Source organism: Bdellovibrio sp. HCB274 (assembly GCF_047306075.1).
GTDB lineage: Bacteria > Bdellovibrionota > Bdellovibrionia > Bdellovibrionales > Bdellovibrionaceae > Bdellovibrio.
The window spans coordinates 2,531,023-2,544,612 of the sequence record NZ_CP178623.1; the positions used below are offsets into that span (position 1 = coordinate 2,531,023).

At 46.5% G+C, this 13,590-nt stretch carries 14 protein-coding genes; 9 read left to right on the forward strand and 5 right to left on the reverse strand.

Annotation, left to right across the window (positions count from 1 at the left end):
• Positions 1–48: 48 nt before the first annotated feature.
• The 3 genes from ACLWNV_RS12260 to ACLWNV_RS12270 are packed head-to-tail and all read right to left on the reverse strand — an operon-like array spanning position 49 to position 3,094.
• On the reverse strand, positions 49–1,836 hold the full coding sequence (locus ACLWNV_RS12260) for a S8 family serine peptidase (RefSeq protein WP_413584729.1): 1,788 nt from the start codon (positions 1,834–1,836) through the stop codon (positions 49–51).
• Positions 1,823–2,593 carry a hypothetical protein gene (locus ACLWNV_RS12265; RefSeq protein WP_413584730.1) on the reverse strand — a complete coding sequence of 257 codons (771 nt, stop codon included), beginning with the start codon at positions 2,591–2,593 and terminating at the stop codon, positions 1,823–1,825. The genes ACLWNV_RS12260 and ACLWNV_RS12265 overlap by 14 nt, the downstream gene beginning before the upstream one ends.
• Before the next feature lie 36 nt (positions 2,594–2,629).
• Positions 2,630–3,094, reverse strand: a complete 465-nt coding sequence (locus ACLWNV_RS12270) for a MarR family winged helix-turn-helix transcriptional regulator (RefSeq protein WP_413584731.1) — start codon at positions 3,092–3,094, stop codon at positions 2,630–2,632.
• A gap of 200 nt (positions 3,095–3,294) precedes the next feature.
• On the opposite strand from ACLWNV_RS12270, the gene ACLWNV_RS12275 reads away from it, so the two are divergent.
• Positions 3,295–3,729 (forward strand): hypothetical protein, encoded by a 435-nt coding sequence (locus tag ACLWNV_RS12275; protein ID WP_413584732.1) that lies wholly within the window; start codon positions 3,295–3,297, stop codon positions 3,727–3,729.
• 76 nt (positions 3,730–3,805) lie between these two features.
• Here ACLWNV_RS12275 and ACLWNV_RS12280 read toward each other — a convergent pair whose 3' ends face one another.
• Positions 3,806–4,318, reverse strand: coding sequence for a DUF2127 domain-containing protein (locus ACLWNV_RS12280; protein WP_413584733.1), 513 nt, complete (start codon positions 4,316–4,318; stop codon positions 3,806–3,808).
• Between the two features lie 73 nt (positions 4,319–4,391).
• Between ACLWNV_RS12280 and ACLWNV_RS12285 the strand changes: the two genes are divergently transcribed.
• Positions 4,392–4,937 carry a DUF924 family protein gene (locus ACLWNV_RS12285; RefSeq protein ID WP_413584734.1) on the forward strand — a complete coding sequence of 182 codons (546 nt, stop codon included), beginning with the start codon at positions 4,392–4,394 and terminating at the stop codon, positions 4,935–4,937.
• Between the two features lie 8 nt (positions 4,938–4,945).
• Here the strand turns inward: ACLWNV_RS12285 and ACLWNV_RS12290 are convergent, their stop codons facing one another.
• Positions 4,946–6,403, reverse strand: a complete 1,458-nt coding sequence (locus ACLWNV_RS12290) for a methyl-accepting chemotaxis protein (RefSeq protein WP_413584735.1) — start codon at positions 6,401–6,403, stop codon at positions 4,946–4,948.
• A gap of 145 nt (positions 6,404–6,548) precedes the next feature.
• Here ACLWNV_RS12290 and ACLWNV_RS12295 point away from each other — a divergent pair, with 145 nt between their 5' ends.
• The 7 genes from ACLWNV_RS12295 (at position 6,549) to ACLWNV_RS12325 (ending at position 13,584) form a co-directional block, all read left to right on the forward strand.
• Entirely contained in the window at positions 6,549–6,878 is a 330-nt protein-coding gene (locus ACLWNV_RS12295; RefSeq protein WP_413584736.1) for a DUF1904 domain-containing protein, read from the forward strand.
• A gap of 87 nt (positions 6,879–6,965) precedes the next feature.
• Positions 6,966–8,441: an aldehyde dehydrogenase family protein gene (locus tag ACLWNV_RS12300; protein WP_413584737.1), complete on the forward strand. Its 1,476-nt coding sequence runs from the start codon at positions 6,966–6,968 to the stop codon at positions 8,439–8,441.
• On the forward strand, positions 8,441–9,703 hold the full coding sequence (locus tag ACLWNV_RS12305) for a GTP cyclohydrolase II (RefSeq protein WP_413584738.1): 1,263 nt from the start codon (positions 8,441–8,443) through the stop codon (positions 9,701–9,703). The genes ACLWNV_RS12300 and ACLWNV_RS12305 overlap by 1 nt, the downstream gene beginning before the upstream one ends.
• Positions 9,690–10,904: a URC4/urg3 family protein gene (locus tag ACLWNV_RS12310; protein WP_413584739.1), complete on the forward strand. Its 1,215-nt coding sequence runs from the start codon at positions 9,690–9,692 to the stop codon at positions 10,902–10,904. Before ACLWNV_RS12305 ends, ACLWNV_RS12310 begins: the two co-directional genes overlap by 14 nt.
• Before the next feature lie 24 nt (positions 10,905–10,928).
• Positions 10,929–11,561 (forward strand): uracil phosphoribosyltransferase, encoded by a 633-nt coding sequence (upp, locus tag ACLWNV_RS12315; protein WP_413584740.1) that lies wholly within the window; start codon positions 10,929–10,931, stop codon positions 11,559–11,561.
• 12 nt (positions 11,562–11,573) lie between these two features.
• On the forward strand, positions 11,574–12,200 hold the full coding sequence (udk, locus tag ACLWNV_RS12320) for a uridine kinase (protein WP_413584741.1): 627 nt from the start codon (positions 11,574–11,576) through the stop codon (positions 12,198–12,200).
• Between the two features lie 16 nt (positions 12,201–12,216).
• A complete protein-coding gene (locus tag ACLWNV_RS12325; RefSeq protein ID WP_413584742.1) occupies positions 12,217–13,584 on the forward strand; it encodes an APC family permease in 1,368 nt (455 codons plus the stop codon).
• The last annotated feature ends 6 nt before the right edge of the window (positions 13,585–13,590 follow it).

Consider the following 13,590-nt stretch of genomic DNA (forward strand, 5'->3'; position numbering starts at 1 on the left):
AAAAGAATTTAGAACCAGAGATCCAGCCGCGAAAGGCTGGATCTCTTTTTACTTCACGCCTGTGAAGCGAATACCCCAAGAAGTGATCGTAGCTGAACTTCCGCCACTGATCACTTTCAAAGTCCAAAGACCGGTTGATCTTTCTTGGTAGAAGGCGTTCGTTAAAAAGACTTCGTTTGTGTAGTTATCCAATTCCTTTAGTGAATTGTGCATATTCACTACAATACTGCGCATCCCCGAAGGAGATGTCAGTTCAATCGCAAGGTCAGAAATATCCGTTGTGGTAACTTCCAATCTGATTTGGACAGATTCAATCTTAACATTTTGGTCAGCGGCAGAAATCGTGACTGTAGAAGTTTCGCCTGCTGCACTATTGGCAGGAACTACTAAATTTAAGCCAGTGAAGTTTGCCCAAGCACTTTCATGGTAAGTTCCCAGCGTTGAGGCATAGGATTTTGCCAAAGCAACCGCGGCATCAACATTCACTTTTCCAAAGCCATACCAATTTTGAAATTTGAATCCAGCTCCGTTCGTTCTCCACGGAAGTTCCCAAGAATATCCTGTTGGAATGGACACATACTTTGCCCGTGGATGAGGAATAGATCCCGTCGTTACATAGTCCACTGGATCAGCCGTCTTCGCCAAAATATACTTCACGTCCCGCCAAGTGAGATTGGGATTTGCTTCCAGTAGTAATGCAGCAACACCAGAGATAGTTGGAGCCGCCGAAGAGGTTCCATTGAAAGTCGCAGTGTAATTGCAGTTTGCGTTCGGAGAGGCACCATTTTCAAAGGAAAGAAGATTTGAAGCGCCAGTGTAAGAGAATCCATTCGCACACCCAGTTCGATCCGTAGTGACCATAGCTGGGCTGGAATAACCAAATTCACCACCGAAACCAGAAATCCAAAGATTTGCTCCAGGAGAAGAGTAGCTCGAAGCAATCCCTTTGGCATTCAAGGCACCGACCATGATCTGATAAGGATTGGTGTTATCCCCATCGAAGTTCGAATTTCCGATGCATACAGTTTCGTTGTCAGAAATACCGTCGAAGGCAGTATCATTGCATTCAGTTGCAAGAAAGTTTCCAGCTGCTTTTACCAGAATAGCACCCTTACCACTTCGATAGTTTGTTACTGCGTATCGAAGCTGTGACTCATAGGTGGTGTTAACCACAGGTTTTTTATTTTGATCGACACCCCAACTCATATTTAAGATATCAAAATCAGTTCCAGTTGCTTGGTCGATCAACATGTCATCGGTTTGTGCAATTTTGCAACTCAGAAGGTTCGCAATACTCAATTGCGCTTTCGGCGCAACACCACGTGAGCCCACACCATTTCCGCCAACCGCTGCAATTAGGCCGGCTACCGCCGTACCATGATCATCATACGCAGAAAGGTTTGGATTCGCGTTGGGGCAATTGAAAGGCTGAGCAGTCGCCGAAGTCCACACACTGGAATTCGGCGTCGGAGTCGCACTCAGCGAATAATCCCGAGAACGCAAAGCAACCGTCTGAAAATTACCCTTCAAATCCTCATGAGTATTCTCAAGTCCGTCGTCCGAGACCCGAACCTTAACCCCATTACCCAAAATCCCTGCCGACCAAGTCGCGCGCAGGTTCAAATCCATGCCGCTGGTTCCGCCAGTTCGCGAAACTCCGGCCTGACCGCAGTTGGCTAAATGCCACGCATAGGAAAACAAAGGATCGCCACCGTCATTGAAGCAAGTGTCGGCCAATTCAAAGCCGCTGCCATTACAGTTTACCAGCAGCAAGCTTAAGCTTGCGCTGCAGAACGTGAGCATCAACGCTGATAAGATCTTTTTAGTTCTTAACACGGTTGTGTCTCACAATCTCTAGTTCCACTTTTTCGATGCGCGGATCTTTTTTAAGTACATTTACTAATTTGCTTAGATTGAAGTTCTGCAGCGATGAAGTCACAAAAAACGTGCGCAGATGATCGAATCGGTTCAGCACTGCCAAACCGTATTCCTTCTGGATTTTTTCAAACAGTTCGATATTTTTTAAAACCACGATCACCCGGCCTGGAACAATTCCTACAATCCCGTCGTTTTCATCGAAAACGACCATAGGACTTTTTAAGGAAAAGTTTCGATCGTCGCCAGCAACTTTGGAATCTTTGACAATCACATAGCCAGCACTGCGACCGACCACGTCACCGTCACCATCAAAATCCACAGCGGGAATAGCCACCACTCCAGTCCAAACCTTCCAGGCCGTTTCTCTGAACAGGAAACTGTTACGAAGTTCGCCAGACTGGGGACGAACGAATTCCGCACTGGCTTTGCGGTTGATCATGGCTTCTGGTGGAGGTAATTCGCGGGATTGCATCTGTTGAACAGGTGAGCTTTCCGGCGCAGGAGTAGCTGTCGCAACCTTCGCTGGCGGCGCAGGCTTCTCTGCAGAATTTGAATTCACATTCGTATTTTGATCTAAGTTATTCAACTTGTCTGATTGAGCAGTTAAGGATTTGGTGGTGTTGTTAGCCAGGGTCGATACGCCCTCACGCTGACCTTCCCGAAATAGAAAGGCCGCAGCAAGTGCGATACCAAGAATAATAAGACCCTTTTTCATAAGGTTCTTATCGGCATAACCAATTGAATACTCGAATTAATTGTTCTTTTTCATGACCCCGACCAGCTGACTTACCCGGGTCATTAAGTTCCCTAAATCCCGTTTCTCATCACTGGAAAACTGGGACCACAATTGGCTGATGTTACTGTTATAGACCGGCAGGACTTTGTGCATAAGCTCCAGTCCAGTTTCAGAAAGAACAATACTATAGGAACGGCTGTCGCCTGGCTTCTGACGGGATTGAATCCACCCTATTTGCTTTAAGTTAGAAATGATCGCCGAAATCGTGGCATTGGTAACACCCACCGCTTTCGCCGTCTCTGTTGGCGTCATTCCTTCCGGACTATTATATAGAAGGTTTAGAATGATAAAACGCGTGGTGGTTAGTTTGTACTCCTGAAAAAACTCTTCAAGAGCCGTCTCGAAATCGAGCGTCAGTTTACTTAGTAGTACGTGTAACTGCATTTCCTCTGTCATGTGATTCTCTCCCAACAGGTTCATACAGATAATACTAGTCCCTAAATGTTGCAGGATTATGGAATGTCAGCCCTAACAACTGTCTAACATTTTCCGTCCCTTTCGCTTTGTGTCTCAGAATGATGCGCTCAGATCCAGTTAAACGCAGAAACCCCATGCCACGGGATGGCACGAACCTTGAGTATTACCCAAGTGAGACGTTTTTTTTAACAAAGAGGGATGATATGAAAACGAAAACAATTCTTACGATTCTTTTGACGGGAATGACTTTATTTTTGGCCAATTGTTCTAAGAGCAATTCCAACGGGTCTTCAAACACAGCAGCAAACTCTTGCGGTGTGGGCTATGCCTATGTGAATAACAAAGGATGCTTGCCGACTGCTCAATGTACTCAAATGGGTTATGCTACAAACTTCGGATTTGATTACACTACAAATACTTGTATCGCGGGCACTTACGGCGGCTCTTCAACTACTACTGGTACACCAACTTGTAACGGTCAAAGCGGTTATGTTTTGGTTAACGGAACTTGTTTGCCAGAAGCTGGCTGTACTCAATACCGTGGTCAAAATGGTGTTGCTTTCTACGGTTATAAAATTAACTCCTACAACCAATGGGCATGTTACCCACAAAACTACCAAGGTCAGTGGTATAACTAAGCTCACGCTGACACGAACAAAGTCAGCGGTTCCCCTCAAACCTAAAACTTTGGCCGACCTTCCCGGGTCGGCCGTGTCATTTTAAGCGCCGGTCCCGGCGAATTTTATAAAAAACCAAATAAGCCACAATCAAAATATTGACGGCTGTGATCAGAACCTTCCACCATTCAAACTTTTCAATCAGTTTGTCGATCTCAAATGGCAAATAAACTCCGCCTGAAATAATCGCAAACCATTCCGCCCACGTCCTTTCGTTCCAAAGACCATAGGCCTCGATAAAACGAAGAGCTGAATAAAATATCGCTAAAAATGCGACCTGGCGAATTTCATGACTGTGCTGTTTTAAAGCCGAAAAAATAGATTTATACAGGTGGTTGTGTTCCACTCCCAAATAATGGGAGACCTGAACACCTAAGGACTGAATGTCCTGCCCCATCAAACTTAAAAGCCCGATGCTTAGCAAAAGTACGACGAAACCTTTGGTTGCCTCTAAGGTCGCAATGAATCGAATTCCACCCATATAGTCACGCTGCCCGTAAGCGTCCACTTTGACAAGCAGGAAGGATAAGGCGATTTTGCCGCACAACATGCCCTGCGATAAAACTCTTCTTTTATTATTAAGAAAGAGTGCGAAATCCCACATCGTTTTATATATTAAGGAAATGGATCAAGAAGCTTTAAGCGTCCTTAATTTTTGGTTTGAAGAGGTTAATCCCGAGTTGTGGTTTGCAAAAAACCCTGACTTTGATCAAATGATTCGCCAAAAATTTCTAGGGATATACAAAAAAGTAGAGCGCTGTGAAACCTTCAACTGGCGACTTCATCCCCGTGGCAGGCTTGCTGAAATTCTGGTCCTGGATCAGTTTTCCCGCAATATTTTCCGTAACACCCGAGAAGCCTTTCAAAATGACAGTCTGGCACTGGTATTGGCTCAAGCAGCTGTCGCCACTAAGGATGATCAGAAGTTAAAGCTGAATGAAAGAGCCTTCGTCTATATGCCCTACATGCACAGTGAATCGGAGATCATTCACGAAGAGGCCGTCCGGTTGTTTTCACAACAAGGGCTGGAGCGATCCCTGGAATTTGAACTTGCCCATAAAAGTCTGATTGATCGTTTTGGACGGTATCCCCACCGCAATGAAATTCTTGGCAGGGTTTCCACCCGCCAAGAAATAGACTTTTTAAAAACACCGGGATCCAGCTTTTAAACTGAAATCTAGGCAGCTTTTTTACCCACGACTTCGACAGCGATGTTATTCACCATCATTTCCAGGTTATTAGCCTGAGCCGACATTTCCTCTGACGTGGCTGCCGTCTCTTCCGCTGCCGCAGAGAATGCCTGCGTTTGGCGCTCCAGGCTTTCCATGGATTTATAAATCGACTGAATTCCCTCAGTTTGATCGCGAGTGGTATCAGCGATTTCTCTATTCAGAATGCTGACCTTTTTTACCGAGTTGACGATTTGATTTAAGACCTCATCACTCTTTTGCGCCAAATCCAGGGACACACGGGTTTGATTCACGTTGCTGGTAACTACTGTTTTTACTTCCTTTGCTGCTTCCGCAGACTTTAAGGACAGCGTTCTTACTGCATCAGCGACGACTGCAAAACCACGGCCCTGCTCCCCTGCTCTGGCAGCTTCGACTGCTGCATTCAAGGCCAGCAAATTCGTCTGAAAAGCGATGTCATCAATAATATCCATGGCGGAAGCAATTTCGTTTGAGATCTTCGACATAGCATGAATGGATTCCATCAGGCGGCGAATTTCATCCGCACCGGTTGCAGCCCCCTGTTCAGAACTTAATGCCAAACTTGCTGCCTGATTTGCTCTTTCTTGATTTGCTCCGACCACTTCGCTTAGTGAGCGAACGGCTCCTAACGTGTCTTCAATTTTCGCGGCCGACTCCACCGAACCTTGCGCGACATTTTGACCAGCACTGGAAAGCATGCTTGAAGCTTCTTTCACCTGTTTACTTGCGTCGCTGGTGTCGATGACGGTGCGGCTTAGGAATGTCATCAATTTATTTGAGAACATCGCAAAAACTGCGAATGCCAAGACTGAAGCCAAACCAAAACCAATCATTACTTTCGTGCGAACTGTGGCAACCATGGCTTCGACGTCATCCACGTAGACACCAGTGCCGACTACCCATTTCCAAGGCTTGAATTGTCTGACGAAACTGATTTTAGGTTCAGGACTTGGGGAACCTGGCTTAGGCCACATATAGTTCACGTAACCCTCTGCCGCCGGAGTTTGCGCCATCAAAGCGAACTCGCGGAACAGGTGCACACCATTTGGATCTTTGATGCCACCAGCATCTTTGCCGTTTAGTTCAGGCTTAATTGGATGCATCAATACATTAGGGGCAAAGTCGTTAATCCAAAAATACTCACCGCCTGCGTATCGAAACGCTGCGATTGCCGCAAGCGCATGGGCTTTGGCCTCTTCTTCGGTGATCTTCTTTTCTTCAAACTGCTTGTAATACTGTTCGATCGTGTTGGACGCTAGATCCACCGTATTTCTCAACATCACCTTGCGATCTTCATACATATTGTCGCGAACCATCGGCATCAGATAGAAAAGAACGATTGCCCATAGAGGCACAAGTGCCGCGATCAACAATGTTAAAGTTTTAAAGCGATAGCTACGTCCTTGCCATACACGTACATTCATTTAAGCCTCCAAATGACCTGAAAAGGATCGGGTGTTTCCACCCCAGGCTTAATATACTTGTCTCAGACACGAGCCATGTTCCATATTACTGATTCATTTTCAGACAGGTTTTCTGTAGGATTAGAACAAAAGAAGGAATCTAATAATGCCACACCTCAGATTTCGCGGTATCAATCAGGATCAAGTCGCCAAGCTTAGCCAAACATTGCCTAATAATTTGGCTGCAACAATGGAGACCACTGAAGACAATTTTTCGATCGAGCACATCCACACTGATTTTTTTAGCAAAGGTCAAAAAGGCGGAGCCTATCCTTTCGTGGAAGTTTTGTGGTTTCAAAGATCTCAGGAGATTCAGGATCAAAGTGCCAAAATTATCACTGAACAAGTAAAGCAATACTGTCCCAATGATGATGTTGCCGTGATTTTTGTTTCGCTGACTAAGTCTGCGTATTATGAAAATGGCAGTCATTTCTAATCGCTAATGAATCTTTCTTAATTTGATAAACCTTACCGCTCTTCAATAAAGTCGGGTCCTTAAAACTTAGGTAATAAAGGTCCACTTATGAGCGTTAAAATTCCTCTAACGCCCATTCCTGTTTTGAATTTTGTCTCTGGCAAATTCAAAGCTGGAACGGGAAATAAGATTTCCGTCCACTCCCCTCACAATGGGGCTTTGATTGGTGAGGTCCATCAATCTACATCCGCAGATATTAATGATGCAGTTCGTGCGGCCACCATCGCACAGAAAGAATGGGCCGCAACTCCGATCAAAGAACGAACGAAAGTTCTTTTTCAACTTCGCCAAATTCTTTTAAGAGACATTGACGAAATCGCACACTTAAAAAGTTCTGAATCCGGGAAGACCTTTCAAGAAGGCAAAGCAGGTTTGTTAAAAGGCATTGAAGTTCTGGAATTTGCCACCTCTCTTCAAAATCTGGACATCGGCGGCAAACTTGAAGTTTCCCGCGGCGTGAGCTGTGAATATCGCAGGTCCCCCTTGGGAGTCGTTGCGAGTATTACGCCCTTTAACTTTCCCGCGATGGTTCCGTTTTGGACAATTCCCACGGCGCTGGCATTGGGAAATGCCTATATCTGGAAGCCTTCAGAAAAAACTCCTTTAACCTCTATGAAAATTGCCCAAGCGTTGCAGGAAGCCGGTCTTCCTGATGGAGTCTTTCAGGTTCTGCAAGGCGAAGCTTCAGTGGCTCAGGCTTTACTTGATCATAATGATGTGAAGGCAGTTTCCTTTGTCGGCTCTACCCCGGTTGCCCGCGCGGTTTACGAACGCGGCACCAAAGCCGGAAAAAGAGTGCTGGCATTAGGTGGAGCGAAAAACCATATTGTTCTTTTACCAGACGCAAATCCCGAGATGGCAGGCGTCGGCATCAGTGACTCGTTCACGGGATGCGCGGGCCAACGCTGCATGGCTGCTGCTGTTTTGCTGGCGGTGGGAGATGTTGAACTTCATATAAAGAAAATCACCGCTCGTGCAAGCTCATTGGAACTTGGGAAAGACATGGGAGCAATCATCAGCCCCAAACAAATTTCTTTCTTGCATGAACAAATTGAAAAAGCCGTGGCAGGAGGTGCCACGATCCTGCTGGATGGTCGAAAAGCCCAACCGCCTCCGGGCATGACTCAAGGAAACTGGATTGGTCCGACAATTTTGGATCATGTTTCCCCTGCGCAGGAAATTTCCAAGATGGAACTATTCGGCCCTGTTCTTTGCATCATTCGCTGCAAAGACATTTCAGAAGCCATGAAAGTGGAAAATGATTCAGAGATGGGCAATGCCTGTGCGGTATTCTCCTCCTCTGGTGCGCTTGCTGAAAAAGTAATTTCACTGGCCAGTACGGGAATGGTTGGCGTGAACGTTGGCGTACCTGTGCCGCGAGAACCGTTTTCTTTTGGTGGAGTCAATCAATCCAAATTCGGTCACGGTGATATCACCGGCACTTCGTCCCTGGATTTTTGGTCAAATTTAAAAAAGGTCACAGTCAAATGGGACCAGCAACACGACAACAATTGGATGTCCTAATGAATGAACTGAAAAGATCACCTCACGTTGTTTTAACTTCGCATTCCAGTCACGTTTTTAAAGAAAGCCTGCCGATCAAATGGGGTGCAAAAACTCCCATGGAGCGCGGGCCTGTTATCGGTTCATTGACGGATTCGAAAAAAAGAAATGCCATTGGGACTCACAGTGGCAGCTATACGGTTTATCGTGCTTTATCAGTAGCGCAAGGGCGTTATTCCACAGGACACCGACCGGATTTGCATAATACAGAAAGCCCTGTAAAAATCGGCCCGTTCCCTTCCTGGTTTGAGGCTGACAAAATCGTGTCACTGGACCCTTGGGGCTTTGACGTACCAGCACATTTTCATGAAGCGTATGCTTGTGGATATGACGTGCGCCCGACCATTGCCGTCACTCAAGCGCGTTTGCAGATTCCCGAAATTACCGAAGCCCTGGAAAAAGGCCGTCTGAAAATTGACGGCAAGATCATCACTGAAAGTAAAGACGTTAAAGTCACGAAGGTCGCAATTGAACCTGTGTGGCATTTGCCTGGCATCGCCAAGCGCCTTGGCGTGAACGAAGGTGATCTTCGTAAAATTCTTTTCCAGGAAACTGGCGGAATGTTTCCAGAGCTGGTCACTCGCCCGGATTTGAAAGTAATGCTGCCACCGATCGGATCCACGACTGTGTATATTTTCGGTGATCCGGCAGACCTCGCTAACCCAAATGTGGAGCTGACCTGCCGAGTGCATGACGAATGCAATGGCTCTGACGTGTTTGGTTCAGACATCTGCACGTGCCGTCCTTATTTGATTTATGGAATTGAAGATGCCGCGCGCACCGCACAACGAGGCGGCGTGGGGATTATTGCTTACTATCGCAAGGAAGGCCGTGCATTAGGTGAAGTAACAAAGTTCCTGGTCTATAACGCCAGAAAACGCCAGGCCGGCGGTGACTCTGCGGCAACCTACTTTCACCGCACAGAATGTGTTGCTGGTGTCGAGGATGCGCGTTTTCAGGAATTGATGCCTGATATTTTAAATTTCTTTGGAATCACGAAAATTCACAATCTGCACTCGATGAGCAACATGAAATACGATGCCATCGTAAAAAGTGGCATCACCGTGGTGAATCGCATTTCTATTCCTGATTATCTGATTCCCGCTGATGCCCAGGTGGAAATCGAAGCCAAGAAAGCCGCAGGATACTTTAATCCGGGCTCACAAAAATCCGCCCAGGAATTAGCTCTGGTGCAAGGACGAGGTATCGATGAGCAACGTTAGTTCAGAAATGGACCAAATCGATTTTCTACTTTCCCCCCAGGCCGTGCGCCATAGTGCTGAACACATCCTGGAATTAACTCAGCGGGATCAAACTCATTTTAACTATCATCCGGAAAAACTGTCCGGTGTGGTGAATTATGTTTTACAGGTGATTCGTGAAAACTATCCCGAATTGAATATCCCCTTTCACTCGCGTTGGGGGCATTTCAAAGCGGGCCACGTGGATCGCACCACTTGGTTAAAAAAACGCATTCAACATCTGGATCCGATGGAGCAGGCGCGAATCAAATTGGACCTGGTCATTCCTTCTGTCTTACTGGATGCGGGTGCCGGAAATATTTGGTCTTTCAAAGAAGAAAGCACGGGCAAAATCTTTCAACGCTCGGAAGGATTGGGAATTGCCAGCTATTACCTGTTTATCATCGGGTACCTTTCTGATGATTTGGATGAACCTTTGCAAGCCACAGATCTGGGCCTGCGAACACTAAGCCGCGAAGCCCTGTGCAAAATATTTCAGGTCAGTACCCGAAATCCTTTAGTGGGCGTCGAGGGACGTCTGGAGCTGCTGCATAATCTGGGCAAAGCCGTTTCAGAAAAGAAGGATATCTTTCCTTTGGGCCGCCCTGGCAGCATGGTGGATTATCTTAATGCCAAATACGGAAAAACCATAACAGGTCCGCAGTTGTTGCGTGCGGTATTGGATGGCCTTGGTGATATCTGGCCAGGTCGCCTCCAAGTTAATGGCGTCAATCTGGGAGACACTTGGAATTACGCAAAAATTCCTGGTGGCATGGCTTCTTTCCACAAGCTTTCACAGTGGATGACCTACTCCCTGATGGAACCTTTGATGGATGCAGGCTTTGAAATAATCGACGTCGATCAATTGACAGGGCTTGCAGAGTATCGAAACGGAGGCTTGCTGCTGGATCGCGGTTTGATCTCTTTAAAGGATCCAAAAATTGCCGAGCAGATTCATACCCCAGATTCTGAAGTCATCATTGAATGGCGTGGATTGACCGTGAGTCTTTTGGACCGCATTGGTAGTGCTGTGCAAAGGGAGCTTAGAAAAGATTCTTCAGAATTTCCACTGGCCAAAGTTCTTGAAGGTGGAACTTGGTGGGCGGGTCGAAAAGCCGCTAAGGATTTGCGCGCGGATGGCTCCCCTCCCCTGCGCATTCAAAGTGACGGAACTGTTTTTTAAAAATTTCTATTTAAGGACAAGCAAATGCACGCACGTTTTAAAGTCATCAATCATCCACTTCTTCGTCATAAACTGGGTTACCTGCGGGATCGCAATACTTACTCCCATGACTTTCGGGAGCTGGTAAAAGAAGTTACCAAAATACTGGTTTACGAGGCCATGAAGGATTGGTCTCATATGGAAAAAGTCACCATCGAAACCCCGATGTCTCCTGCAACTGCTTATCGTATCAGCAACCCACCCATCGTGGTTTCGGTGATGCGTGCTGGAAACGGAATGCTGGATGCGGCACTTTCGATGTTGCCCTTTGCAAGTACTGGGTTCATCGGCATTTACCGTGACAAGTTTATCAACAACACGGTGGAATACTATTTCAAGATGCCTCCAGAGGTTTTGGGCCGCGAGGTCCTTTTATGCGATCCTTTGATTGCCACTGCAGACACGATTATCGCCTGCATTGACCGCCTAAAAAGCTACGGAGTGGGCAAAATCAAGGTCTTATCCATTCTGGTCAGCGAAAAGGGTCTCGAAAAGATCCAACATTTTCACCCTGATGTCGAAATTTTGACTTTGGATATTGAAACCGAGATGAATGATATGGGATATTTAATTCCAGGTTTGGGCGATGCCGGAGACAGGCTTTTTCAAACCAAGTAGGCGGGCACGGGCATGAATTCACAACGACCTCATATAATTGGCGTGGCTGGTGGCAGCGGCTCGGGTAAAACTTTTTTTGCCCGGGAGTTGCAAAATCTTTTAGGTAAAGATCATTGCAGCATTCTTTATCAGGACAATTACTACCACGATCAATCCGCTCGCTTTGACGGCGATGGGGGCTCGGTTAATTTTGACCATCCCGACAGCTTGGACTTCCCTTTGCTTGCTCAAGGACTGCGCACGCTGAAAGAGGGTAAAACCCTTTCAGTTCCTATTTATGACTTTGTCACTCACACTCGAAAATCAGAAACTGAAAGCAAAGCGCCTACGCGCATTGTACTGGTTGATGGTATTTTGATTCTTCACTCCCCGGAGGTGCGTGCGGAGTTGGATGAGGCGATTTACTTTGATACTCCAGAGTTTATCCGTTTCGAAAGACGACTGCAGCGCGATGTTCAAGAGCGCGGCCGCACACCTGAAGGAGTACACAAGCAGTTCGATCTGCAAGTGCGCCCGATGCACAACATGTTCGTCGAGCCTTCAAAATTTCATGCTCATAGAATAATTAAAGATCACGAGGATTATCACCGGGCCCTGGCGCAAATTCGCCTGCACCTAGCGACAAAATTCAATCTCTGAAAAAGGACTTCAGACCATGACTTCGCAAAATGAAATGTCTCGCACCTTAGGATTTATACCCGTTTTGTCATTAGTCGTGGGAACGATTCTGGGCACTGGGGTATTTTTAAAAGCGGCCATCATGTCCCAGTATTTGGGCTCTTCCACCTGGGTATTGATTGCTTACGTCGTGGCGGGATTGCTTTCTTTAGCGGGTGCTCTGACCTATGCCGAAATCGGGATTCTTTTTCCCCGTGCTGGTGGAGAATATATTTATCTAAAAGAAGCCTTTGGTGAAATGCCCGCCTACCTATACGGTTGGCAGCGCTTCTGGGTAAGTGCACCTGGAACAATCGCGGCCTATGCTGTGGGGACCGCAACCTTTGCCGCTCCCATTATGAATTTAGAATGGCTGGGCGGCCAAAAGGGTTTTGCGATTGCTTTAATTCTGATATTTTCAGCTTTAAACTGCATGAACGTGCAGCTAAATGGGCGACTGCAAAGCTTTATGACTTTTTTAAAAGTCGCAATGCTATTCTTTATTATCGGTGGAGTTCTGTTTTTTGCTACTGATGGAACTAACCAGAATATCACGGCATCAGGCTCGGCCTTCCCGGGATTTAGCGCTTTTGGTGCGGCATTGTTAGCGGCTCTTTGGGCTTATGACGGTTGGAACAACATGCCGATGGTGGCCGGAGAAATTAAGAACCCTTCGCGCAATATTCCTTGGGCCTTGGGTTTGGGTGTGTTGGGAATTTTAGGATTGTACGGTGTTATTCACTATTGCTACTTCTATGCGCTGCCGTTTAATGAAGTCCTTTCTGCAAATTCCAAAAATAATCCTGCTGCCCTGCCTGTGGCTGCTAAAGTGGCTGAAACTTTCATGGGTCCGTCAGGGATTTTATTCTTAGGTATCGCGATGATGTTCTCGGCGATCGGTGCAATGAATGGTTCGATTCTGACTAATGCGCGTGTTCCTTATGCGATGGCAAAGGACGGGTTGTTTTTACCGTCTTTGGCAAAACTACATCCAAAGTCGCAATCACCGTACATGGCGATTATTGTGCAAGCGGTGCTATCAGTAATTCTGGCATTGTCTGGTTCATTTGATCAACTGACAGACTATGTGGTTTTCGCTTCGTGGATTTTTTATGCCTTAGTGACAGCTTCGGTTTTTAAATTCAGAAAGACTATGCCACTGGCTCCGCGCCCTTATAAAACATTGGGTTACCCGGTAATTCCGGTGGTGTTCTTGGTGTTGGCGGTTCTGCTTTTAGTGAACACTCTATGGACCAGCCCCCAAGAAAGTATGTGGGGATTGGTTATCATTATGGTGGGAGCACCGGTTTACTATCTTCAAAAAAGATTTTCTACCGCAACTCCTTCTCAAGCGGCGGCTGAGTAAAATTTC